The 23,743-nt window shown below is 42.6% G+C and carries 25 protein-coding genes; 22 read left to right on the forward strand and 3 right to left on the reverse strand.

Annotated features, from left to right (window positions below):
- Window positions 1-10: 10 nt before the first annotated feature.
- Window positions 11-1,423 (forward strand): DNA repair protein RadA, encoded by a 1,413-nt coding sequence (gene radA / locus ACRQ5D_RS10410; protein WP_091175671.1) that lies wholly within the window; start codon window positions 11-13, stop codon window positions 1,421-1,423.
- Between the two features lie 133 nt (window positions 1,424-1,556).
- On the opposite strand, the gene ACRQ5D_RS10415 is transcribed toward radA, so the two are convergent.
- Complete coding sequence (locus tag ACRQ5D_RS10415) at window positions 1,557-1,838, reverse strand: hypothetical protein (RefSeq protein WP_091175668.1); 282 nt, start codon at window positions 1,836-1,838, stop codon at window positions 1,557-1,559.
- Window positions 1,839-2,093: 255 nt separating this feature from the next.
- On the opposite strand from ACRQ5D_RS10415, the gene ACRQ5D_RS10420 reads away from it, so the two are divergent.
- From ACRQ5D_RS10420 to ACRQ5D_RS10490, 15 genes are all read left to right on the forward strand, one after another.
- On the forward strand, window positions 2,094-3,968 hold the full coding sequence (locus tag ACRQ5D_RS10420; protein ID WP_091175667.1) for a M61 family metallopeptidase: 1,875 nt from the start codon (window positions 2,094-2,096) through the stop codon (window positions 3,966-3,968).
- A 2-nt stretch (window positions 3,969-3,970) separates the two neighbouring features.
- The gene (locus ACRQ5D_RS10425; protein WP_432328826.1) at window positions 3,971-4,732 is read left to right on the forward strand and encodes a hypothetical protein; all 762 of its coding nucleotides are present in this window, start codon (window positions 3,971-3,973) and stop codon (window positions 4,730-4,732) included.
- A gap of 25 nt (window positions 4,733-4,757) precedes the next feature.
- The gene (locus ACRQ5D_RS10430; RefSeq protein WP_432328827.1) at window positions 4,758-5,279 is read left to right on the forward strand and encodes a M28 family metallopeptidase; all 522 of its coding nucleotides are present in this window, start codon (window positions 4,758-4,760) and stop codon (window positions 5,277-5,279) included.
- Between the two features lie 251 nt (window positions 5,280-5,530).
- Complete coding sequence (locus ACRQ5D_RS10435) at window positions 5,531-6,061, forward strand: AAA family ATPase (protein WP_091175662.1); 531 nt, start codon at window positions 5,531-5,533, stop codon at window positions 6,059-6,061.
- Between the two features lie 470 nt (window positions 6,062-6,531).
- On the forward strand, window positions 6,532-7,092 hold the full coding sequence (locus tag ACRQ5D_RS10440) for an RNA polymerase sigma factor (protein WP_091175659.1): 561 nt from the start codon (window positions 6,532-6,534) through the stop codon (window positions 7,090-7,092).
- Window positions 7,089-7,259 carry a hypothetical protein gene (locus ACRQ5D_RS10445; RefSeq protein ID WP_431199528.1) on the forward strand — a complete coding sequence of 57 codons (171 nt, stop codon included), beginning with the start codon at window positions 7,089-7,091 and terminating at the stop codon, window positions 7,257-7,259. Before ACRQ5D_RS10440 ends, ACRQ5D_RS10445 begins: the two co-directional genes overlap by 4 nt.
- A gap of 2 nt (window positions 7,260-7,261) precedes the next feature.
- Window positions 7,262-7,663, forward strand: coding sequence for a hypothetical protein (locus tag ACRQ5D_RS10450; protein ID WP_431199529.1), 402 nt, complete (start codon window positions 7,262-7,264; stop codon window positions 7,661-7,663).
- Window positions 7,644-9,080 carry a hypothetical protein gene (locus ACRQ5D_RS10455; protein ID WP_431199530.1) on the forward strand — a complete coding sequence of 479 codons (1,437 nt, stop codon included), beginning with the start codon at window positions 7,644-7,646 and terminating at the stop codon, window positions 9,078-9,080. The genes ACRQ5D_RS10450 and ACRQ5D_RS10455 overlap by 20 nt, the downstream gene beginning before the upstream one ends.
- A gap of 118 nt (window positions 9,081-9,198) precedes the next feature.
- Window positions 9,199-10,137: a helix-turn-helix domain-containing protein gene (locus ACRQ5D_RS10460; RefSeq protein ID WP_091175652.1), complete on the forward strand. Its 939-nt coding sequence runs from the start codon at window positions 9,199-9,201 to the stop codon at window positions 10,135-10,137.
- A gap of 219 nt (window positions 10,138-10,356) precedes the next feature.
- A complete protein-coding gene (locus ACRQ5D_RS10465) occupies window positions 10,357-11,097 on the forward strand; it encodes an SDR family oxidoreductase (RefSeq protein WP_091175752.1) in 741 nt (246 codons plus the stop codon).
- Window positions 11,098-11,239: 142 nt separating this feature from the next.
- Window positions 11,240-11,992: an SDR family oxidoreductase gene (locus ACRQ5D_RS10470; protein WP_091175750.1), complete on the forward strand. Its 753-nt coding sequence runs from the start codon at window positions 11,240-11,242 to the stop codon at window positions 11,990-11,992.
- A gap of 105 nt (window positions 11,993-12,097) precedes the next feature.
- Window positions 12,098-12,361: a hypothetical protein gene (locus ACRQ5D_RS10475; protein ID WP_431199531.1), complete on the forward strand. Its 264-nt coding sequence runs from the start codon at window positions 12,098-12,100 to the stop codon at window positions 12,359-12,361.
- Window positions 12,362-12,390: 29 nt separating this feature from the next.
- Window positions 12,391-12,522 (forward strand): hypothetical protein, encoded by a 132-nt coding sequence (locus ACRQ5D_RS10480; RefSeq protein ID WP_431199532.1) that lies wholly within the window; start codon window positions 12,391-12,393, stop codon window positions 12,520-12,522.
- 149 nt (window positions 12,523-12,671) lie between these two features.
- Window positions 12,672-13,244 carry a Crp/Fnr family transcriptional regulator gene (locus tag ACRQ5D_RS10485; protein WP_091175650.1) on the forward strand — a complete coding sequence of 191 codons (573 nt, stop codon included), beginning with the start codon at window positions 12,672-12,674 and terminating at the stop codon, window positions 13,242-13,244.
- Window positions 13,245-13,334: 90 nt separating this feature from the next.
- A complete protein-coding gene (locus ACRQ5D_RS10490; protein ID WP_091175648.1) occupies window positions 13,335-14,192 on the forward strand; it encodes an NAD(P)-dependent oxidoreductase in 858 nt (285 codons plus the stop codon).
- Window positions 14,193-14,375: 183 nt separating this feature from the next.
- On the opposite strand, the gene ACRQ5D_RS10495 is transcribed toward ACRQ5D_RS10490, so the two are convergent.
- Window positions 14,376-14,642, reverse strand: coding sequence for a GIY-YIG nuclease family protein (locus ACRQ5D_RS10495; RefSeq protein WP_091175646.1), 267 nt, complete (start codon window positions 14,640-14,642; stop codon window positions 14,376-14,378).
- Between the two features lie 204 nt (window positions 14,643-14,846).
- Window positions 14,847-16,250, reverse strand: coding sequence for an MBL fold metallo-hydrolase RNA specificity domain-containing protein (locus tag ACRQ5D_RS10500; protein ID WP_091175643.1), 1,404 nt, complete (start codon window positions 16,248-16,250; stop codon window positions 14,847-14,849).
- A 157-nt stretch (window positions 16,251-16,407) separates the two neighbouring features.
- Here ACRQ5D_RS10500 and ACRQ5D_RS10505 point away from each other — a divergent pair, with 157 nt between their 5' ends.
- From ACRQ5D_RS10505 to ACRQ5D_RS10530, 6 genes are all read left to right on the forward strand, one after another.
- Window positions 16,408-16,779, forward strand: coding sequence for a BlaI/MecI/CopY family transcriptional regulator (locus tag ACRQ5D_RS10505; RefSeq protein ID WP_090534685.1), 372 nt, complete (start codon window positions 16,408-16,410; stop codon window positions 16,777-16,779).
- 10 nt (window positions 16,780-16,789) lie between these two features.
- Window positions 16,790-18,781, forward strand: a complete 1,992-nt coding sequence (locus ACRQ5D_RS10510; RefSeq protein ID WP_431199533.1) for a TonB family protein — start codon at window positions 16,790-16,792, stop codon at window positions 18,779-18,781.
- Window positions 18,782-18,902: 121 nt separating this feature from the next.
- On the forward strand, window positions 18,903-19,934 hold the full coding sequence (locus tag ACRQ5D_RS10515; protein ID WP_091175638.1) for a LamG-like jellyroll fold domain-containing protein: 1,032 nt from the start codon (window positions 18,903-18,905) through the stop codon (window positions 19,932-19,934).
- Between the two features lie 254 nt (window positions 19,935-20,188).
- Window positions 20,189-20,956 carry a class I SAM-dependent methyltransferase gene (locus ACRQ5D_RS10520; protein WP_091175636.1) on the forward strand — a complete coding sequence of 256 codons (768 nt, stop codon included), beginning with the start codon at window positions 20,189-20,191 and terminating at the stop codon, window positions 20,954-20,956.
- A gap of 1 nt (window position 20,957) precedes the next feature.
- Window positions 20,958-22,094, forward strand: coding sequence for a glycosyltransferase (locus ACRQ5D_RS10525; RefSeq protein ID WP_091175633.1), 1,137 nt, complete (start codon window positions 20,958-20,960; stop codon window positions 22,092-22,094).
- Window positions 22,091-23,575: a lipopolysaccharide biosynthesis protein gene (locus ACRQ5D_RS10530; protein WP_432328834.1), complete on the forward strand. Its 1,485-nt coding sequence runs from the start codon at window positions 22,091-22,093 to the stop codon at window positions 23,573-23,575. Before ACRQ5D_RS10525 ends, ACRQ5D_RS10530 begins: the two co-directional genes overlap by 4 nt.
- Window positions 23,576-23,743 lie beyond the last annotated feature (168 nt).

Here is a 23,743-nt window from a genome sequence, read left to right on the forward strand (position 1 = left end):
TGAATAAATAATGGCCAAATCCAAGATCGCGTATTTTTGTCAAAGCTGTGGCTTTGAATCGCCTAAATGGCTGGGTAAATGCCCGTCATGCCAGCAATGGAACACTTTTGTTGAGGAGGTGATTGAAAAAGGCAATGCAGCGGTACCTGCCTGGAAACCTGCGTCAACCAGTCAGCAGCGGGCCAATAAACCAGTGGCCGTAACGGAGATCACTTATACCGAAGAGCACCGTGTGCCAACTCCCGATAAAGAGTTTAACCGCGTTTTGGGAGGCGGGATAGTGCCCGGTTCACTGGTATTGATAGGCGGTGAGCCGGGCATAGGCAAATCAACCCTGATGCTGCAACTTGCGCTCAATATGCCAAACCAAAAAGTTTTGTATGTATCGGGCGAGGAAAGTGAAAGGCAGATAAAAATGCGGGCCGAAAGGTTAGCTTCGCCCGAAGGGGGAGTCATAGGCGAAGGCGCTTATATACTGACAGAAACTTCAACCCAAAACATATTTAAACAGATAGAATCATTAGAGCCGGATATGGTGGTGATCGACTCGATCCAAACCCTGCATTCGGCACATATTGAATCAACGCCTGGCAGTGTATCGCAGGTTAGGGAATGTACCGCCGAGCTATTACGTTTCGCCAAAGAGACTTCGACGCCGGTATTTTTAATTGGTCATATTACCAAAGACGGTATGATTGCCGGGCCGAAGATATTGGAGCACATGGTTGATACCGTGCTGCAGTTTGAGGGCGACAGGCACCACGTTTACCGCATATTGCGTACCATCAAAAACCGTTTCGGCTCGGCATCAGAGCTGGGTATTTACGAAATGATGGGTGAAGGATTGAGGGAAGTGTCCAATCCGTCGGAGATCCTGCTTTCGCACCGGGAAGCGCCATTAAGCGGCATCACTATTTCGGCTACCTTAGAAGGTATGCGACCAATGCTGATTGAAACCCAGGCATTGGTTAGTGCGTCGGCCTATGGGACGCCGCAACGTACTGCTACCGGTTTCGATACCAAACGCATGAGCATGTTGTTGGCTGTATTGGAAAAACGCTGCGGTTTCAGGTTGGGTGCAAAAGATGTATTCCTGAATATTACCGGCGGCATCAGGGTTGAAGACCCGGCTATTGACCTTGGTTTGGCGGCGGCCATTATTTCATCGCACGAAGATATGCCCATTCCGTTCAAAACCTGTTTTGCAGGCGAACTGGGACTTTCGGGCGAAATCAGGGCGGTAAACCGCGTAGAGCAACGCATTGCCGAAGCGCAGAAGCTTGGCTTTAACCAGATCTTTATCTCCAAATATAACCTTCCTGCCAGCGGCCAGGATAAAAAGCGCATGGATTTGTCCCGCTACGATATCGACATCAAAATTGTAAGTAGTATCGAAGAGGTTTTTAGCTTGTTGTTTGGATAAGAGGGGGGCTTAAGGCAGAAAGCTCAAAGCGTTTAATTGATTTCATGTTATCTTTTTATAGTGTTGTTAGATAGCAATGATCATAAAACTATTGGCTTTAAGCTTTAAGCATTCCGCTTTTTGCTTTTTCACTCTAAAACTTCAAATTTGTTTTAAGCCAGTTCTGCACCTCTTCCTGGCTGGAGATTTCGGCCGGTAGCTTATCGTGGATCAGTTTTTCCATTTTATTGCCGGTGTTGGCAAAACGATAATCCCATATCATCATTAACTTGTTGATCAGGTATACCATCTCGTTCCCTTCATTTTTATTGAACGCAGTATGATCGGGCCTGCCATTTACACGCGGATCATTCGGGATGTAAATAGTCCATTGGTAATCGGTGTAGTATAGATTTCTCTTTGAAAAAAGGATCATAAGCCGGCGAATTTCTTTAAATGTACATATAATAAAATGAAAGCGACCGGATTAAGCCTTTTTAAATGGGGTGTAGAGGTTCTTTACACTAACGCTTTTTAAACCTGCCACAGTTAATATGTAGAAGTGAACGCAAAAATTCATTTTATCCGCTGCTGATTGCATTACCTATTTAAAGAACGATTTTCTGCATAATAACATTGATATTATTTTTTCGTGATTTAATAGTAATTTCAGCGCAGATAATTTAAGTTGATGAAAAAATTACTACTCTTTACCGCCGCCTCGGTACTTGCGTGCAGTGCTATGGCACAGCAGGAACCACAAAAAGCTATTTACTATTCCATATCATTCCCAAACGCGGCCCATCACGAGGCTGAGATAAGCATGACCATTCCGCAGGCACCATCAGGCGCTTTCAGGGTACGGATGAGCCGCTCATCTGCCGGCCGGTATGCAACCCATGAGTTTGGTAAAAATATTTACAACGTTAAAGCTACCGATGTTGAAGGTAAGGAGCTGCCTTTAACCCAAATTGAAGGCGATGTTTACGAAGTGGGAGAACATCCGGCAGCGGTGAAAGTGAGCTATACACTTTTTGGCAACTGGACCGATGGTACTTATGCTTCTATCGATCCGAGTCATGCCCACTTGAATATGCCCGCCACGTTTATGTGGGTGGTAGGGCAGGATAAACGCCCCCTTACTTTTGAGTTTAACGACATTGATAAATACGGCTGGAAAGTAGCTTCACAACTTAAACATGAAGGCTCAAATGTGTACAGCGCACCCAATCTGCAATATATGATGGATAGCCCTACCGAACTGTCCAATTACAAACTCAGCAGTTGGGAAGTAGTAAATACCGATGGCAAGAAAGAAAAAATAAACCTTACCATGCACTCAGACGATAGCCAGGCGGTGATTGATAACTTCGGCAAGATGATCCAGAAGCTGGTGCTGGAAGAAAAAGCCGTATTTGGCGAACTGCCCACTTATGATTTTGGCGAGTACACTTTTGTGAGCGATGTAAATCCTGCTGTATCAGGTGACGGTATGGAACATCGTAATTCAACCTCCATAACTATCCCGGCACCAAAAGTTGAAGGATTTGAAAACAACCTCATGGGCGTTTACGCACATGAATACTTCCATAGCTGGAATGTAAAACGCATTCGTCCAAAATCATTGGAGCCTTTTAACTTTGAACACGCCAACATGAGCAGCGAACTTTGGTTTGCCGAAGGTTTTACGCAATATTACGGCGAATTATTACTTGCCCGCGCCGGCTTTGTAACGGTTGATGATTATACCAAAACCATTGCCGGTTTGGTAAACCAGATCTTAAACACACCTGCCGCTGCCAAATATTCGGCCGCCCAAATGAGCCGCTATTCGGTTTTTGCAGATGCAGGAGTATCTATCGACCCTAATAATAACGTTAACGATTTTACCAGTTATTACACTTATGGCGGTGCTATTGCGTTGGCACTCGATCTTCGCCTCCGCAGCGATTTTAACATGACGCTTGATGATTATATGCGTGCTGTTTGGCTTAGCAGGGGTAAAGTAATGAAACCGTATACCATTCCTGATCTGCAAACCGATTTAGGTAAAGTAACCAATAACCCTAAGTTTGCGGCCGATTTCTTTAAGCGTTACATCAACGGAACCGACAAAAACAATTACGAAGAACTGTTAGCTAAAGCAGGCCTGGTACTGCGTAAAGTACAGCCGGGCAAAGGCTGGGCTGGTCCGCTGGCGGTTACTCCGGGCCGTGGCCGCGCCGGGCAGGCACGTGCTGCAGATGCCGAAGGTTTGCCAATACTTTCAAGCACGACTATAGGTACCCCGGTTTACAAGGCAGGCATCGATGCGGGTGATGTGATCCTGAAAGTTGATGGAAAAGATATTAAAGATCAGAAAGGGTTTAGTGATGCCATCGCCGATAAAAAGCCGGGCGATAAGATCATGGTAAACTATAAAAACCGGACCGGTGCCCATGAAACTACGATAACGCTTGAGGAAAACCCCAACTTTGAAGTGGTAACCTTTGAAAAGGCAGGTAAACAATTGAGCAAAGAGCAGGAAACTTTCCGTAACAACTGGCTACAGTCAAAAGTCAAATAACTATGAAAAAGATCTCGATAATAACAGCGGCATTGTTAAGCGTTTCGGCTTATGGTTTTGCGCAAGATGTTAATAAACTCATTAGTAAAGATGATGTAGCCCGGATTATCAAAACCCTGTCGGCCGATGATATGCAGGGCAGGGCCACTTTTACGCCGGGCATTGAAAAAGCTGCTCAGTTTATTGAAAGCGAATATAAAAAGGCCGGCCTTAAACCTATGGCAGGTAATACCGGTTACCGTCAAAACTTTACGATGGTACGGTCGACCCCTGTTAGCTTGACTGTAAGCATCAATGGCAAAGCTATAGCTGCCGACAGCGCGTTTGCAAGCAGTACGGATTCGTTTAAATGGGCAAGCGATAAAGATGTACAGGTAGTTACCGTTGGTGCGGATAAAAATTTCAGGACCGAGTACCGGGCAGCTTCACAAAGCGGCAAGAAAACACTTTTGCTGATCGACCCTAAGTTTAAAGATCTGTTTAGCCGGGTTAAGTCGTACCTTGGGGCAGGCAGCACAAATTTTAAAGGCACAGTAAAACAGCCCCTGGTATTTGTATTGGGCAAGTTCGATAACACAGCATCATTTGATGTTAACTGCGATATCAAAAATGAAGAATTGCCGCTGTTTAATGTTGCCGGTATCCTCCCCGGGAAAACCAAACCGAATGAATATGTGGTATTTTCGGGACACTATGACCACTTAGGGATTATCAAACCTGATAAACCCGGGGTAACAGAACAGCATTGCCAATGGCGCGGATGATGACGCTTCGGGCACAACCGCAGTATTGAGCCTGACTAAATACTATAAAAAGCTCAACAATAATGCCCGTACGCTTATTTTCGTAGCCTTTACTGCCGAAGAGATTGGCGAATACGGGTCGCAGTATTTTGCCAAACAAATAGATGCAGATAAGGTAGTTGCTATGTTCAACATCGAAATGATTGGTAAGGCATCTAAATTTGGCACTAACTCGGCATTTATTACCGGGTTTGAAAGATCTGATTTTGGCAAGATCCTGCAGAAGAACCTGAAAGGTACCGCCTTTAAGTTTTACCCGGACCCTTACCCAGATCAGAACCTGTTTTACAGAAGTGATAACGCGTCGCTGGCCGAAGTTGGCGTACCGGCCCACACCATCTCAACCGACCAGATTGATATTGACAAATTATACCATACTGTTGGCGATGAATTTAGTTCGCTGGATGTGAACAATATCACTTCGGCCATCCGCGCGATAGCCCTGAGCTCGCGCACTATAGTTTCGGGCCAGGATACACCAACAAGGGTTCCGAAAAAAACGGAATAAGTGATTAGAGGTTAGTGATTAGAGATTAGTTTGCTCCCTTTACAGAAAAGAATAAAAGAAAATGTCATTGCGAGCGATAGCGTGGCGATCGCACAGCAGCAAAGCCGCCCTGTATAGCATACGATTACTTTTGTTCCTCCTATGACATTTTTGTCTTCCCAATAGTTGCGCTGTTGTCATTGGCGAAAAAAGAACACTTTGACGCAAATCCCCTCCCATGAGGGGATTTTTATTTAATGTAATTTTACCTCATGAACAAAATACTCAAAATAGCAGTCGTAGGCCCCGAATCAACAGGGAAGTCAACTATGTCTGAATATCTGGCGGCGCATTATAATACGATAGCTGTACCGGAGTATTCGCGTGAGTATTGTGCAAACCTTAAGGGCGATTGCACCTGGCAGGATGAGGTGAACATGTTTCACGGCCAGCTGGCGCTCGAAAAGAAACTGCTGCCACAAGCCAACAGAATCCTGATTTGCGATACCACTTTTTTAACGGTAAAGATCTGGAGCGAGGAAATGTTTGGCAGCGCCCCGCAGGAGGTGCTTGACGAATTGCCCCACCATCCATATGATTTTTATTTGCTCTTAGATATTGATCTGCCCTGGCAGGACGATCCTTTACGTAATTTTCCGACCAAACGCGAGTATTTTATGAACGTTTGGCACCGCGAACTCCAGGCGCTCAACGCCCGGTATGTAGTAATATCAGGCCTTGGGCAGGATAGGTATGATAATGCGGTGAAAGTGGTGGATAAATATCTGAACTCTGATTTTTAGGATTAAAAGATGTTGCCGGATGATGTGCAAGTGATGTTTAAAAAACTCATTGCGAGGAACCACCAGGTGAATCCTGAAAAAAAGTGATAACTGTACAATATATTTTAGCGATGTTGTGCGGTGGCCACGTTAGTGATAGGAGCGGATACCAGCCTTGTGACTAATGCCTGTGCAGTATGAGCGCATAGCACGGGCCGCAGGCAACGCCCAATATTTATAGAGTTGATTTTTAAAATATATTTAATAATCAATAGCGTATGAGTGCGTCATTAGGAACGAAGCAATGACAATTCTTGATTATGCTGTTTTATCAAACTATTTTGTCGGGCATTTTTCAGGCGATTTGCTTATCTAAATCCATCTCAACTTAAAACTGTCAAAAAAATTATCAATAATTAAAAAAATATTTTTCACATACGTGCAACGTTGCAAAATGCCTTGCGTCTATTGACCTGAAGCCGGTCGCGAATTTGGAAGCAATATATATTGATAAACATTACAACCTGGTAATTGAGTGCAAACAGGGGAGCAAAAAAGCCTGTTATGAGCTTTACCGTTTGTATTCGAAAGCTATGCTGAACGTGGCCTTTCGGATAGTGGGCGATATTGCCGAAGCAGAAGATGTGCTGCAGGAAGCTTTTGTGGATGCCTTTGCCAAGCTGAAGGATTTTAGGCAGGATACCACATTTGGCCTCTGGCTTAAGCAGATCGTTGTAAACCGGTCGATCAACCTGCTGCGCAAACGAAAGCTGGAACTGGTTGAGCTGGAAGATGGCCATCTTGAAAATATTGCCGATGACGAGAGCTGGGACGATGAAGACCTGCAGTACCAGGTTGCCAGGGTAAAAGAAGGCATGAACCAGTTGCCCGATGGCTATCGCGTGGTGATATCATTATATCTGCTTGAAGGGTATGACCACGAAGAAATAGGTCAAATATTGAATATATCAGAAAACACATCAAGAACCCAGTTTTTGAGAGCTAAAAGAAAGTTAATTGAAATTTTAAACAGGAAAGGACAAGTATCATGAGCAAGCGATTTGAAGATTTCATGCACGACAATAATGAAGAATTTAACGAAATAGAACCATCGGCAGATTTGTGGGGTAAAATTGAGGCACAGCTCAATTTTTGGACCAGGAGCAGGAACAACCAAAAAAGCGGGAAGCAAAGACTTTTTCGCTGGGCTTCGTGCTAAAAGTGGCCGCATCGGTCATCATCATAATGGGCATAGGCTTCGGCATATATATACAAACCCAAAAAGGCACAAAAGGCGTTGACCTTGCCGCTATTAACCCCGAGTACGCACAACAGCAGGTGCGCTATGCATCGCTTGTTGAAACCAAGCTTACCGAACTTAAGTCAGCATCTAAAAATGATCCTCAGCTATACAAGGAGTTCAGCGCCGAGATAGCTAAGATGGATTCCACCTATAAAAAACTAAACAGTGATTTAGCCACCAGCCCTAACCAGGAACGTGTTTTACGTGCAATGATCCGGAACCTGCAAATACAAACCGAGGTGCTAACTCAGCAATTAAATGTAATTGAACAGTTTAACCAGATGAAAAAGGAACAAAACAATGAAACCAAAAATATTTAGTCCGGCCCTGCTTATGCTTATCGGCTTATTAGCCATAAGTACAGCAAACTTTGCACAGGTAAGTCCTGCAGCCCCGCCTGCACCGGTAAAACCCCTATTACCTCCCACGCCGCCGCCTGCTGCCGGGTTGACCGTGGAGAACTGGACTTCGGTAACCGACAGTAAGGAGTATCAGCAAAAAATGAAGGAGCTGAATGCCAAAATGCACGAACTGCAAAAGGAAATGAGCAACCTGCGAATACAGCAGCAAAAGCAAATGCACCTTAAACTGCAAAATATGCTGAAGCTGAACAAACAGCTTGCTTTTAAGTTTAAGGATAGCCTGAAATTTAAAATGAAGTTTAAAGGATTTGACAGCTTGAAGTTTGCCGATAAATTTGAGATGCTTAGTCCTAATATAAACTTCGGCTTTAAAAACTTCGACCAGAACTTTAGCTACAGTTACGATGGTGATGAGCGCTATGAGCAACAGGTGCAGAATGGCGATATAGTTGAAAAAACAAAAAGCTACAGCAAAAGCTATAATGTTGACGGCAACGATGTGATTAACATTGATAATAAATTTGGCAAGATCACGGTAATTACCTGGGCTAAAAGCGAGGTTAAGGTTGATGTACAGATTAAAGTTGGGGCCAATGATGAAGATAAAGCACAAAAACTGCTTGATAATGTAAATATCAGGGATAGCAAAGACGGCTCGGGTGTATCGTTCAAAACTTACATCAATCAAAACGATGATGATAATGGCAGCTGGGGCAACTTGTTTGGTAAGAAAAACTCTGTGCGTAAAATGGAGATCAATTATACCGTTTACATGCCCGCCAAAAATCCGCTTACCATTAACAACAAATATGGCAGTACCGAGTTGCCCGACCTGAGCGGTAAACTCAATATCAATAACTCATATGGCAGCCTTAGCGCCAAATCTTTAAGCAACCCAGCTTGCCAGATCAGGGTTAAATATGGGAGTGCAACTATCGGCAACCTTACCGGCAGCGATTTGGATGTAGCCTATGGCAGCCTTAATCTTGGTGATTGTGATAAACTCAATGCTGATGTAAGTTACGGCTCGGCCAAAATTGGCCGTATTACTACTTCGGGTAATATCAACGTTAAATTCAGCGGGGCGTTAAAGATTGAAGAGGTTGATAAAAATGTGAAAAATCTTTCGGTTAATTCATCATATTCAAGTGTAAAACTGGGAGTGAGCGACGGCCAGAATGCTGATTTTGATATCACTGTGCACTACGGTAGCTTTAACTATAGCGGCCATGATGTTAACATCACCAGTAAAACCCCTGCCGACGGTGAACGTGGCTATAGTCCGACAAAAACCTACAAGGGCCATTTAGGTAAAGGCGGCAGCGATAAAACCATTACCATCAGCACCAGTTATGGTAGCGTAAGCTTTGATTAAAATATATTAGACGTAAAATAAAAAACGGCGTATTGTAACTGATGCGCCTTTTTTTATTGATTAGCCCGTTGTTGCAAATCTCCCGTATCCCTCATAGCTTTGATGCAAACATCTCGTCATGCATCACCAGGATAGTGAAAAACAGATCTTTAATACCCTTTATGATCAATACAAGCACCTGGACTTACCACTCGAGCTGATAAAACATACCGATTTTACGGTTTTTAACCTAAAAGATATTAATCAGCCGATGCCGTTTAGATCGCCCTTGAGCAGGCTTAACTTTTTTGTCTTTGCCTTCATTAAAGATGGGAGTGGTGATTATACTATTGATGAGCAAAATCATAAACTGCAGCCCCGTGCTATTTACTTTACCAATCCGGGCCATTTCCGTTCGTTTAACTGGGAACGTATCGGCGATGTATACCTGTTTACGCTGAGCGAATCGTTTTTGAAGGAAAACGTACACGCCAATATCTTTGATGAGTTTCCTTTTCTGCTGGCCGAAACATTTCCGGCCCGCGTACTTACGCCCGAAGTTTTTGAGGAGTTTGATATTTTATATCACCAGATCCTGAAAGAATACAATTCAGATAGCCCATACCGTTACCGGATCATCGGTAACCTGTTTGTGGTGGTGCTGTTAAAATTCAAAGAATATTTCTGGAAAGATTATAACCCGATATATGAAGGTAACAGAAGCTCGGAAATTGTAAAAAACTTTAAACGCCTGCTCGAAAAACATTATCGCGACCTGAGCAATGGTACGGCCGAACAGGCTTTCAGGGTGCAGGACTACGCCGATGCGCAAAGCCTTCATCCCAACTATCTGAGTAATGTTATCAAAATAAAAACCGGCAAAACCATCAGCACATGGATTGCCGAAAAAACTATAACTGAGGCCAAGGCCCTCTTGCAGAACTCAAAACTCTCCATTAAAGAAATTGCTTATCGCCTGGGTTTTTCTGAAGCTACCCATTTCAGTAATTATTTTAAAAAGCATACTGATTTGTCGCCGGTGCTGTTCAGGAAGGAGCACCATAGGGTATCCTCTTGATAAAGATGTCTATAAAGTAAGCTGGCTTGATAACTTACAAGGCTGCTTGTCCTATGGGGGAGGCATGTAAGGCGTCTCTACTTTAAACCATCTCAAACAAAATTTATAAGCCAATCTTAGATATTCGTATGTAATGCTTTGATATGTGTATCATTCAGGGGCTTTGCTCTTGCCACCTTTGTATTGTCAATCAACGAAAACAAAATAACAAAGGAAACCATGAACACATTAGCATCAAAAGTAGTATTAGTAACCGGCGCCTCAAGAGGTATCGGTGCAGCAGTAGCTCACAAATTAGCAGCCGAAGGCGCTAAAGTAATTATCAACTACGCAGGCGGCAAAGAAGCTGCTGACCAAACCGTAAACTCTGTCAAACAACAAGGCGGCGATGCCATTGCCCTGCAGGCCGACGTTAGCAAGGCCGATGAAGTAGCAGCCATGTTTGATGCAGCGATAGCTCATTACGGCAAAATTGATGTACTGGTAAACAACGCCGGCATCATGATTACCAAATTAATAAAAGACACTACCGACGAGGATTTTACCCGCCAGTTTGATATCAACGTTCGCGGAACATTTAATACCATGCGCGAAGCCGCAACTAAACTGGCCAATGGCGGCAGTATCATCAATTTTTCATCAACCACTACCCGCGTTATGATGCCAACTTATGCTACCTATGTAGCCACCAAAGGCGCCGTGGAGCAATTAACCCGCGTGTTTGCCAAAGAGGTTGGCGCGAGGGGTATCAACGTCAATACAGTATCTCCCGGGCCAACAAATACCGAACTGTTTACCAAAGGCAAACCTCAGGAGCTGATCGACCGCCTGGCGTCATTATCAGCTTTTAACCGTATCGGTGAGCCTGAAGATATTGCCAAAATAGTAACCTTCCTGGCAAGCGACGATGCTAAATGGATCTCTGCGCAAAATATCGGGGCAAATGGTGCAATGGCGTAAGCCCCCTAACCCTCTGAAGGGGGAATGATAGAAGCAAGACGGCAAGAGTCAAGAAGCAAGACAACGAGAGACAGGAATAATAATCAGAATCATTAACGCAATCGGTGAAATCAAACTTCATCGGTGTAATCAAAAAACAATCATGAACTCATTAAATAATAAAGTAGCGGTAATAACCGGCTCGGCCCGTGGTTTAGGTAAAGCAATTGCAGAACGTTATGCAGCATTAGGTGCCGACATCGTGATCAACTATTCGCGCGATAAAGCATCGGCCGATGAAGTGGTCAGCAACATCAAAGCGATGGGGGCGAACGTAATTGCTGTGCAGGCCGATGTAAGTAAAGTAGCTGATATTGAAAGGCTTTTTAAAGAAGCTAAAGAAGCGTTTGGTAAAATAGATATCGTAGTAGCTAACGCCGGTATCGAACTGGTGGAAACCCCGGTAACTGATTTTACCGAAGAACAGTTCGACCGTGTATTTGGCATTAATACAAAAGGCACTTATTTTACTATGCAGCAGGCTGCCAAAAATGTTGAGGATAACGGCCGCATTATTTACATAGCCTCAAGCACAACCTCATTCCCTGTACCCGGAATGGCAGTGTATGGCGGCAGTAAAACTACGCCAAGGTATTTGGTTGATATTCTTTCAAAAGAGATTGGTCACCGTGGTGTAACAGTTAACTCTATCATACCATTTGCTGTTGATCATTCAGGTATCTTTGCCGAAGCTGATAGTTACCCCGCGTTAAGAAAACAATTGCTTGACAGTTGTCCGATGGGCCGCCTGGCCGAAGTTGAAGATGTGGCCAATGTGGCCGAGTTTTTTGCCAGCGATCTTTCCTCATTTGTGAACGGACAACACCTGTTGGTAAACGGCGGCGCAACAAATTAATGGTCAGTTTAGTAACATAGGGTAGCAGCTTATAGTCATAGCTATAAGCTGCTACCTGTATTTAATTCAAAAAGCAGCATTATTTGATTATACATCTACCATGTCATGAAAACGCTTAATCATTATGTCATATACGGCACATTAATTACTTCTGCAGTAAACGCTCAGGCTGCAAAAACACCTGCTGCAACTATCCAAAACATCAATGCCATGAACACCGAAAAGTTAAATAACCCGATAGTAAAACAAGCCATCGACGCCCTGCAAAGCGGAGATAAGCAGGCTTGGTTTAGCTTGTTCACCAATGATGCCCAGCTTTTTGATGATGGTAATAAAATGGATTTTAAAACTTTTTTGAAAAAGCTTTAGGCCATGAACGTTTTACCAGTATCGACAAGGTGGAACAAAACGGCCTGCACCTCTACGGTAAATTTCACAGCGACCAGTGGGGCGATTTTAAAACCTATTTTAAGTTTACGATTGGTGCCGGCAATAAGATCAGTAAATTGGAAATAGGGCAGGCGGGTTAGCCCCACCCAAACCCTCCCCGGAAGGAAGGGCTTTAAAATGAGATAAATAAAAGTCTCCCTCCGGGGAGATTTAGAGGAGGCTTGTTGCTTCGTTCCGCAAGGACTTTTTTATTGATGCTTTTACTTCAATTTTACCTGATCTTTGTATCATGCAACAGCAACTCATAGCCCGGTTACAGCAGTTAAAACCTATCCCGGTTGATGATCAGGAGCTCATACTAAAAGCCTTTGAGCCAACGAAATTTAAAGAAGGGGATACGCTTTTGCAGCTGGGGCATGTAGCAAGACAGCTCTTTTTTATTACCAACGGCATACTGCGTATTATGGCGCGAAATGAGAAGGGAAATGAGGTTACTTATTTCTTTTTAAAGGACAATCAGTTTTGCACCATTCTGTACAGCTTTAATAACAACCTGATCGCTGATGAAAGCATTCAGGCCGCCTGCGATACAGAACTATTGGTTATTAGCAAAAACACCCTGCTGGCTTTATATGAAAAGCTGCCTTATCTCAAAGGAATGATCGATCAGATTTCGCAGCATACGCTTATGGAGAAGATAAAAACGCGAAACACATATCTTGGTTACGATTCATCAGAAAGGTACCGGTTATTTTTGGAGCGACAGCCCGAGGTTGCCAGGAGAGTATCACTTACCGATATCGCGTCGTACCTTGGCGTAACGCCTCAATCGTTGAGCCGCATCCGCAAAAATATTCGGTAATTAGGTTTTTTGTCGTCTGTTTAGATGACTTAGAAGGGAGAGAAATAGACATCAATAAAATCTATATAAATCAAAAACAAAATAGCTACTATGAATACAGTTAAAACAGGATGGATAGGATTAGGAAAAATGGGTGTTCCAATGTCGCAGCAATTGATTAAAGCAGGATATCCGCTCAGTGTTTATAACCGAAGCAAGGATAAGGAAGAGGTGTTTAAGGCACAGGGCATTGGTATAGCTGCTTCGCCCGCCTTATTGTTGAATGCTGCTGATGTTGTTTTTATCATGGTATCAGACGATAATGCGATTAATGATATTTTTCATGGTGATGAAGGTTTACTTGCCGCAAAAGTAAGCGGCAAAATAATCATTAACATGAGCACAGTTTCGCCTGCTATCAGTAAGGAGATAGCAGCGGCATGCAAGGCTCAAGGTAATTATTACCTGGATGCCCCGGTATCAGGCAGTGTCAAACAAGCGGAAGATGCTATGCTGGTTATTATGGTTGGAGGCGAGGCCGGCGCATTTGAGCAAGCTAAAACTATCCTCGAAAAAATGGGTAAACTGGTTATGCTGGTTGGTGGTACCGGTGCAGGTAACGCGGCTAAGCTGGCCATTAATACTTTGCTTGGTATTGTTGCACAAGGCCTTGCTGAAACAATAACGCTGGCACAACAAAATGGCATTGAAGCAGAAGCACTAATTATGCTGATCAGCAATAGTGCTTTAGGCAGTCCCTTTATCAAAATAAAAGGCGATGCCATTGTTAACAATAATTACCAGGCAGCTTTCGCCTTAAAACATATCGCTAAAGATCTGCGCCTGGCTAAAGACCTCGGTTTGGCTACCCCACTTGGCTACACTGCTTATCAAACCTACCAGGCCGCCGAAGCTGCTTTTGGCGAAGAGGATATTATAGCGGTGATAAAGCAGGTGAGTAAAGGGTAAAAAAATACCATAGATATAAATACAAGCTGATGTCATTTCGATGAAGCAAGGGGGATTGTGCGGTCGCGCTGAAGAGAAATCTTATACACCACGTTAGATTAATGTGTTTTGCATAAGGCTTTTTGTTTGAGGTGTCTTGCCTTCGCTGTTTGATGCAAATGAGTGGCAATTGATATTAGTCGATTACATTTGATTTAAAAATTCCCAGCCCGGATTAGTCGACTCGATTAAAGCAATTTTCTTTTCTCGGCGCCATTTTTTAATCTCCTTTTCCCGGGCTATGGCGTGCTCAACGTGGGTGAAATGTTCGTAGTAAACTAAATGGTAACAGTAGTATTTGCCCGCAAAAGATTTATTAGTTCCTTTATTTTCGAGATGTTGCAAAACCCTTACGCTTATATCATTGGTGACTCCGATGTACAATACAGTTTTGCCTGGGTTAGTAGTGATATAGACGTAATATTATGATTCCACATTTTTAAAGGTAGATATTTTGTAACTGGAAGATTGTCATTTCCATAGAGGTATAGTGGGATTTATGAGATGTGCTTAGGGGATTTACAGGGTGTATAAGATTTCTCTTTCGCGCGGTGCTCATATCCCCCCATGCTCTATCGAAATGACAATTTTTTGCTTTTTACTTGTTTAAACTCCCTATTCCAAAACAATTTTCTGATGCTGGTACGGGATCTCAACATGATGAAAGCCGTGCGCTTTAATTTTCGCGGCAAAATGCTGCTGCACTTCGTACTCGCCGTGAACAAGAAATACGGTTTTTACCAATGCGGGGTCCTGGCAGGCCAGGAAATGGAGCAGGTCGTCATAATCGCCGTGGGCGCTCATTGATTTGATGGAGCGGACCTCGGCTTTTACCTCATACATTTCACCAAAAATATGTACCTCATGGTCGCCTTTTAATAACCGGCCGCCCAATGAATTTGGCTCAGCATAGCCTACCATTAAAATAGTGTTCTTTTGATTATTGATATTGTTTTTAATGTGGTGCTTTACCCGCCCGGCCTCGGCCATGCCCGATGAGGAAATGATGACACAAGGTCGCGGATCGTTATTCAGGGCCTTTGATTCCTCTACACTTTCAATAAAGCGCAAGCCCTTAAACCCAAAAGGATTGGCATCGGTTTTTAAAACTTCCTGCACATTTTTATTATAAACCTCGGTGTGGTTCATCAATACTTCGGTTGCTTTTTCCGATAGCGGGCTATCTACATAATAAGGAACATCCGGCAGGATACCTTTCAGTTCCAGGCCGTTTAAGGCGTACAGTAATTCCTGCGTACGGCCAACGCTGAATGCCGGGATAATTACCTTGCCATTTTTAACTTCGCAGGTTTCTTTAATGATCTCCAGCAGCGACTCTTCAATAGGCCCCAGTTCTTTATGCAGGGAATCGCCATAGGTTGATTCCAGTAAAATATAATCAGCCTGCTCAAATGTTTGCGGGTTTTTCAACAGCAGATCGTCATAACGGCCAACATCGCCGCTAAAAGTAATGTGGGTATCCCTGCCGTTTTCTGTAACGGTAATATGCACTGCCGCGCTGCCCAGAATATGCCCGGCATCAGTAAAGTTGAATTTTACGGCAGGGGTAATTTCAAACTCTTCGCCATATTCAACAATTTTGAACAGGCGAAGGGCCTCCATCACATCCTCTTCGGTGTACAAAGGATTAAGCAGCGGCAAGCCTTTGCGGATGCGGTGTTTGTTACTATACTCGGTGTCCTGTACCTGGATCTTTGCCGAATCGAGCAGCAGGATGCGTGTAAGGTCCATCGTGGCCGAGGTGCAATAAATGTTTCCCTCAAATCCTTCGGCAACGAGCCGGGGAATTAAACCGCAATGGTCAATATGCGCGTGCGAAAGGATCATGTGTGTTACACCTTTGGGATTAAAGCCAAAATGTTCGTTCATTTCTTCGGTTTGCTCGCCCAGGCCCTGGAACATGCCGCAGTCTAATAATATGCTGGTACCGTCGTTTAAGCGGAGTAAATGCTTGCTGCCGGTTACGTTACGGGCAGCACCATGGAAGGTTATGTTCATTTATAAAATGGTATGAAGTATCACAACGAATATGATGATTTAAAGTTTAAGAAATTAATAACTAAAAATTTAGTTGCAAATATAAAATACATCTCTTACCTTAGTTTAACCAATTAAACACATTAATACACGAGGTATTAATATTTAAAGTACGCACATGGAAATTAAAGAGTTAACCCGCGCCGAAGAGCAGATTATGCAAGTGCTCTGGCAATTAAAAAAAGGGTATGTTAAAGACGTTATCGAACAGTTACCTGAACCCAAGCCAGCTTACAATACGGTATCGACAATTATCCGGATCCTGGAAACAAAAGGTTTTGTTGGGCATGAAGCGTTTGGTAAAAGTCATGAGTATCACCCGGTAATCAGCAAGGAGCAATACCAGAATTTTGCTGCCGACAAATTACTGAGCGGTTATTTTGACAACTCTGTTAACCGTATGCTTTCATTTTTTGTAAAGAAAGAAAAGATCGACCTGAAAGAGGCCGATGAGATCATGAAACTGATTGAAAAACTAAAAGAAAAGTAATTATGAACTGGTGGCAATATTTATTACTGGTAAACATATACCTGTTGCTGTTTTACGGGTTTTATGTGCTTTTGCTTCGCAAAGAAACCTTTTTCAGCTTAACAGGCTTTACCTGGTAAGTGCCGCTTTACTATCATTTATGATACCCGTTATCCAGGCCGATTGGGTGCAAAATCTATTTATTACCCAGCAGGTAAAGTATACCCTGTACAGTAGCCCGGTATTGGTTTATCACTTTAAACCTATTGAAGAATCGCCTATTAGTATAGGGGAGGTGCTGTTTATTATATATGCAGCGGGTATCGTTTTTTTATCGCTCAGATTGATCTGGCAGTTGTTTAAGCTAAAAAAGGTGATTAGTCAGCCGCAATCACAGGTATCCTATTCCTTTTTCAAAACCGTGAAATTAAATGCCGATGGGGAGGCCAATGAAGCAATTGCCACGCATGAGGATGTACATGCCAAACAATGGCATTCGGCCGATGTGTTGCTGGTTGAACTGGTGATGATCATTAACTGGTTTAACCCGATTGTGTATTTCTATCGTCGGGCGATCAAGCATATTCACGAGTTTATAGCCGACAGGCATGCTGTTGAAGCTGGTACGGATAAGGCCGATTATGCCATGCTGCTTTTAAGCCAAACATTTAATACGCCTTCACACAACTTGGTTAATTCATTTTTTAACAAAAGTTTGTTGAAAGAACGTATTATCATGTTGCAAAAAAATAAATCGCACCGCATAACGCTTATTAAATACGGACTGTCGGCCCCTCTGTTTATTTTGATGATGGTACTGTCATCAGCTACAATTAATAATAGTGATACCATTACGGTCATCAACACTAAGGCCGATAAAGTTTTCTCGACGCCGGCCAGTAAAGTGGCGGAGATTACTATTGATGAGCCTCTTAAACTTGAAAGGCCGGTTATAGCAGCTGATACCTCACCGGTATATACTGCGGTTGCCCGTTTGCCCGAGTTTCCGGGCGGGCTGGGGGCTTTTGGTAAATTTTTATCTACCAATATAAAATACCCTGCAACAGCCCGTGAACAAAAGATCCAGGGAAGGGTGATCATAACCTTTGTTGTTGAAAAGGATGGCACGCTTTCAAATGAAAGGATTGTAAAGGGTATTACGGATGATCTGAATAACGAAGCATTAAGGGTGATAAAACTATCGCCTAACTGGAAGCCCGGTATGCAGGGAAATCGTACGGTAAGGACTCAATATTCAGTGCCTATCAGTTTTACACTTGCTCCCAGCGATGATACTACAAAGACTACTGCACCTGTAACATTCTCAATAGCTTCGGCTCAATCAGGTTCTGATCCGGTATTTACCTCAGTTGAGCAGGTGCCTGAGTTTAAAGGTGGGTTGGAAGCGTTTGGAAAGTTCCTGATGACTAACCTGAGGTATCCCAAAACCGCCCGTGATAATAATGTTCAGGGCAGGGTGATCATAACTTTTGTTGTTGAAAAAGATGGGTCGTTATCAAACATGAAGGTTGTAAGAGGGATAGGCTCAGGTTGCGACGAGGAAGCTTTAAGAGTGCTTAGTATATCGCCGGCCTGGAAACCTGGAATTCAGAATGGCAAGCCGGTGAAAGTACAGTATTCTGTGCCGATAAGCTTTACACTGGCCGATGATAAATCTGCAAAGCCAGGCGAAAATAAAACCGGGGATGTTGTCAATCCGTCGGGCGAAGACAGGCCAATATATGGCGGTTTGGTTGTTGATACCACCAGGCAGCATGTGATAGTTAGTGACAAGTATAGCGGTAAATCAGCGCCTTTAATTATTATAGATGGGATAGCCCTGGCCCAGGGTACATCGTTAAGTAAAATTAATCCGAACGATATCGAACGGATAAGTGTGTTAAAAGATAAAAATACTGTGGCTATTTATGGCGAGAGGGCCGTAAATGGTGTTGTGCTGGTGACTACAAAAACAGCTGCTAAGAAAAAGGCAGCAATGAAAACCATTATAAAGGATAATTAATTTCGGCAAAATATGCGACTTTAACACTAATTTATTATAAAATGCGATGAGGTGACAGTGGAAATTTTTGTAACTGAGATGAACTTATTATATTTGCGCCTAACAACCATTACCTTATCATATGAAGAAATTTTATCCTTTGTCGTTGCTGGTAGCATTATATGCGTTTGCACACACGTCTTGTACCAAAATTGCAGACCAACCTAAACCGGTAACCGACAGTACAAAAACTCTTAGTGAAATTTCATTGCGGGATACGCTTACCATGTATACCGGGCAGGCAGTACAATTGGACGTAAAGGTTCGGCCTATAAATTTTGACACAACGAAGTTGGTTTGGTTGTCATCAGATACCTCAATTATAACTGTTAGCAAACTAGGCCGTATCGAAGCCAAAGGTGAAGGAAATGCAAAAGTTTCGGTGAGCAATGCTGAAAAAACAAAATCAATAAGCTGTATCGTAACCGTTAAAGACAGCCTTAAGGTTGGCCTTATAGCTTATTACCCTTTTGGCGCCAATACATCTGACGTGTCTGGCAACGGTAACAATGGCTCCGGATATAATTTAACACAGGTTGCTGATAGATTTGGGAATGCTAATAGTGCTTACTATTTTAATGGATTTAACAGCTACATCGTTGTCAAAGACAAACAAACACTCAGGCTATCTCATACAGATTTTACAATTACTACCTGGGTGAAGCTTGATGCATATAATAATTCATTTGCTTCACAGATAATAGCTAAAAGATTGCCAGGGTTAGGTAATGGATGGAATCTTTCTATCTCCGGGTATGACTTTGTATCTACCGGGCAGGGTGGTTTGGGATTGGTTACTTTTAACGAAGGAGCCAGTCCTTTAACAGTACTTACCAGTGGAGCTGTTGCTTTGAATAACTGGCATATGGTAACCTCGGTGTATAATTATACTACTCACACCCTATCGCTTTATATTGACGGTGTAAAAGATAGTACATTTGACGGGTTTGCTTCTCCAAATATCACGATAGGCGCAGACGCTTACATTGGTAAAGATAATCCTGATGTACCCTCTCCCGGATACTTCCTGAAAGGCGCTTTGGACGATATGCGTTTGTATGACAGGGTGCTTTCGGACAAAGAAATTAAAAAACTGTATACTGCAATACATTAATTCCGACCATATTAATAAAGTGAAACAGGTTTTTCCTTTTGGAAGAACCTGTTTCACTTTAAAGCCTACTCGTGAAAAACTACAATAAAACTGTTAATTTAGCCGCATGAAATGCTACGACCGATTATACACCTTTGTTAAGATAAAACGCAGGTACAGCGTGGCTGCGCTATCTGTATAATTGTTGCCCAAAAACCCCTTTAATATTATTTATTAACTTTGTACCTGCAAAGCATAGCTTTATATCCTCTGTAATGACTGAAAATCCGAACCGCGAAAACGTTGTGTCTTATTATGATGAGCACGTCAAAAACAAGCTTAATGATTACATAGTAGTGAACCCTCGTATTGAGTTTGGGTGGGAAACTATTAAGCGTTTTACGCCTTCAGCACCGGTCCGCATTTTGGAAGTAGGTTGTGGTATGGGCAATATATGTTCGCGGATGCGTAAATACTGGCCCGATGCCGTTATTACTGGAATTGATATCAGCACAATGTCTATTCAGATTGCTCAAAAGCTTTTTGGTGACAGCAAGCTCAATTTTAAGGAAAGCATCCTTACCCCCGATACCTTTAATGAGCAGTTTGATCTGATTGTTTTTATGGATGTGTATGAACATATAGCTGTTACAGACAGGCCTGCTGTTCATGCCGCACTGGCAAAAATATTACGCAATAAAGGCCGTATTATTTTAACAGTCCCTACACCGGCTAACCTAAAATGGTCATTAGTTAATAAGCCTGAAACCATGCAGCCTGTTGATGAGCATATATCTTTTGAGGTTATTGGTAAATTGGCTGCAGATACCGGTACCGAAGTGATCCTGTATGAACTCAAAAACGTGTGGAACGTAGGCGATTATGCACACATCGTATTGGAAAAAAATGACGATTTCGAAGCCGCGTTCTTTCATCCAAAACCGGTAACCGCGTCACAACGCAGCCGAAGGATCTTTAATAAGGCGGTGTATAAAATGGGCAGTTTCTTCCGCCGGTATTATGTCCGTAAAAAGTTAGGTTGAAATGAGCCAGGCGTATAATTTATGCATCATAAAGCCCAATAAGTCTGCTTTTTCCGAGACCTTTATACAAGCGCATATTGATGGCCTGGCTGGTAATAAAAAAGTTTTATACGGCGGCGCCTTTCCTGTATTTGATCATGAAGGCAAAACCCTGATCCGCTCAAAACTGGGCCTGCTAAGTTATCTCATCCAAAAAAGAATCTTTAAGAGGAAAAATATTAAGGTACGTACCTGTGCCTTGTATAAATATTTAAAAGAGCATAAAATAGATGCTGTATTTGCTGAATATGGCATGGTTGGTGCATCTGTTACTGAAGCCTGTAAATTAGCCGGAGTTCCCCTGATTATTCATTTTCATGGAGCCGATGTTTATCATCGCGATACAGTTGCTGAGTATGCCGAACTTTACCAGGATGCATTTAAGTACGCGAGTGCCTTTATTGCTGTATCGATAGATATGGCTGCTACTTTGAAAGAAATGGGCGCTCCTGCCGATAAAGTGTTTACCGCTTCATGCGGAGTGGATACTGCTGCTTTCCCTTTACTTGATACATCAGCCTCCGCTAAAGATTTTTTATTCGTAGGGCGTTTTGTTGAAAAGAAATCTCCTCAATCCTTAGTTAAGGCCTTTAAAATTTTACAGGAAAAACACCCCGATGCCAGGCTGTGGATGGTTGGGGGCGGACCGCTGTTTGATGAAACCCGGGAGCTGATTGCCGACCTTGGGCTTAATGAGCAGGTTACGCTTACCGGGGTATTAAAGCCTGAAGAAATACGCACGTTAATGAAAACCATGCGGGCATTTGTACAACACTCGGTTACAGCGGCCAATGGCGACAAAGAAGGTACACCGGTTACCGTGCTCGAAGCATCATCATCAGGTTTGCCGGTAATTTCAACCCGCCATTCGGGAATTAAGGAAGCTGTTATTGATGGCGAGACTGGCTTTTTGGTTGATGAATACAATATAACCGGAATGGCCGAAAGAATGAGCACCCTTGCAGAATCGGTTGAATTATCCGTGCAAATGGGTAAAGCGGCGCGGAACCACATGATTAATAATTATGATATTCATATGCGCATCGCTTTGCTTGATCATATTATCCAAAGTAGTATAAGCAACAATAAAATTAAATGAATCTTTTACAAAAGCAGGGATTTTTTAACAGCCTCATATTGTATGCGGGAGTTGCTTTAGGTTTCTTTAACCTTATCATTCTTTTTCAGCGTATCCTTACCACAGAAGAGATCGGTTTTTTTATTTTAATGGGGACCATATCGCTGCTGTATGCACAACTTGCGGGATTAGGTATTGGTAATATCATTCTTAAATATTTCCCTTACTATCGCAGCGACGATAAAAAACATGGCGGTTTCGCATCTTTTGTAACTGTTTGGAGCCTGATAGGTTTTGCGATCTTCACGGTGCTTTTTGTAGTTTTTAAGGATTTTATTATTAGTTACTATAAGAATAAGAATGGAGCTCCGCTACTGATCAGGTATTTCTATTACCTTATTCCGTTGTCATTTTTTACGCTGGTATTTTCTGTTCTGGAAAACCTGGCGCTTACGGTATTTAAAAATGTGCTTTCTTCCTTTTTGCGCGAAGTAGGATTACGTTTGTTCACAACTGCGGGCGTTTTGCTCATAGCCATTAAGCTGGTTGATTACCATGTTTTTTTGATGATATATATAACAGCTAACCTGGTGGCTGTATTGGTGTTGCTTGCTTATATTAGAAAAGGCCGGCACTTTAAGTTTTCGACTGTTGGTGCTCAGCTGCTGAGCGAAAGAAAAACGTTTTTTAGTTATGGCGTTTTTACGGTATTAAGTGGCAGCTCCTTTGTAATGATCCAGAACCTTGATACCCTGATGCTGAGCATGCTTACCAAAGAGTCATTTAGTTATGTAGGTATTTACGGTACGTTTTTCGCCATTGCGGTAGTGATAAGTTTACCGGCAAAGGCATTGAGCCGCACCTCACTGCAGATCATAGCCCAGTCATGGGTTACCAATGATCTGGCAAAGATTGGTAAAATTTATTACAAGACATCAGTAGTACAAATGCTTATCGGCTGCCTGCTTTTCATAGGCTTGGTTATTAACAGGTCGTTTATTATAATGTTGTTACATAAACCTGAGTACGCCAATTATTTCAATGTATTTATTATAGTGGGCGTTGCCTTTCTGGTTGATATGACAGGAGGGTTAAATGGCTATATCATGAATGTATCTAAGTATTACAAGCTCACCACTGTTTTTATTGTTTCGGGGGTGGTTTTTTGTGTACTGTCAAATTTGGTTCTGATACCTATGTTAGGCATGATGGGAGCCGCCTTATCATACCTGATCACCATGTTTGTACTAAACTTTGCTTATTGGTTGTTTGTTAAAATTAAGTTTAACCTGCAGCCTCTTGCAATGGCGCACGTTTATATATTACTGATTTTTACGGTTTGCCTGCTTATCGGGCTTTATCTTCCGTCGTTAAAGAATGTATTCGCAGATATGATTTACAGATCGGTTATCGTGGGCGTGGTTTATGTGTTTTTGGCATATATTTTAAAAATTTCAGAAGATATTAATATAGTATTTGATCGCATCCTGAAAAAGGTATGAGTTAAGTTTTATTAATTGCTATAGTATTCCAGGCCTTTATAAAGTTTTATTGCCATCCGCTCACAATATTATTGCCGTTTATGTTATTTGCCGGGCTGCATTTACCCTTTATGGTTAATTAAATAAAACCGTTAGTGCCGCAGGCCGCCCCCTTCATCAGGCCTTTAT

This window comes from Mucilaginibacter sp. P25 (assembly GCF_050859465.1).
Taxonomy (GTDB): domain Bacteria; phylum Bacteroidota; class Bacteroidia; order Sphingobacteriales; family Sphingobacteriaceae; genus Mucilaginibacter; species Mucilaginibacter gossypii.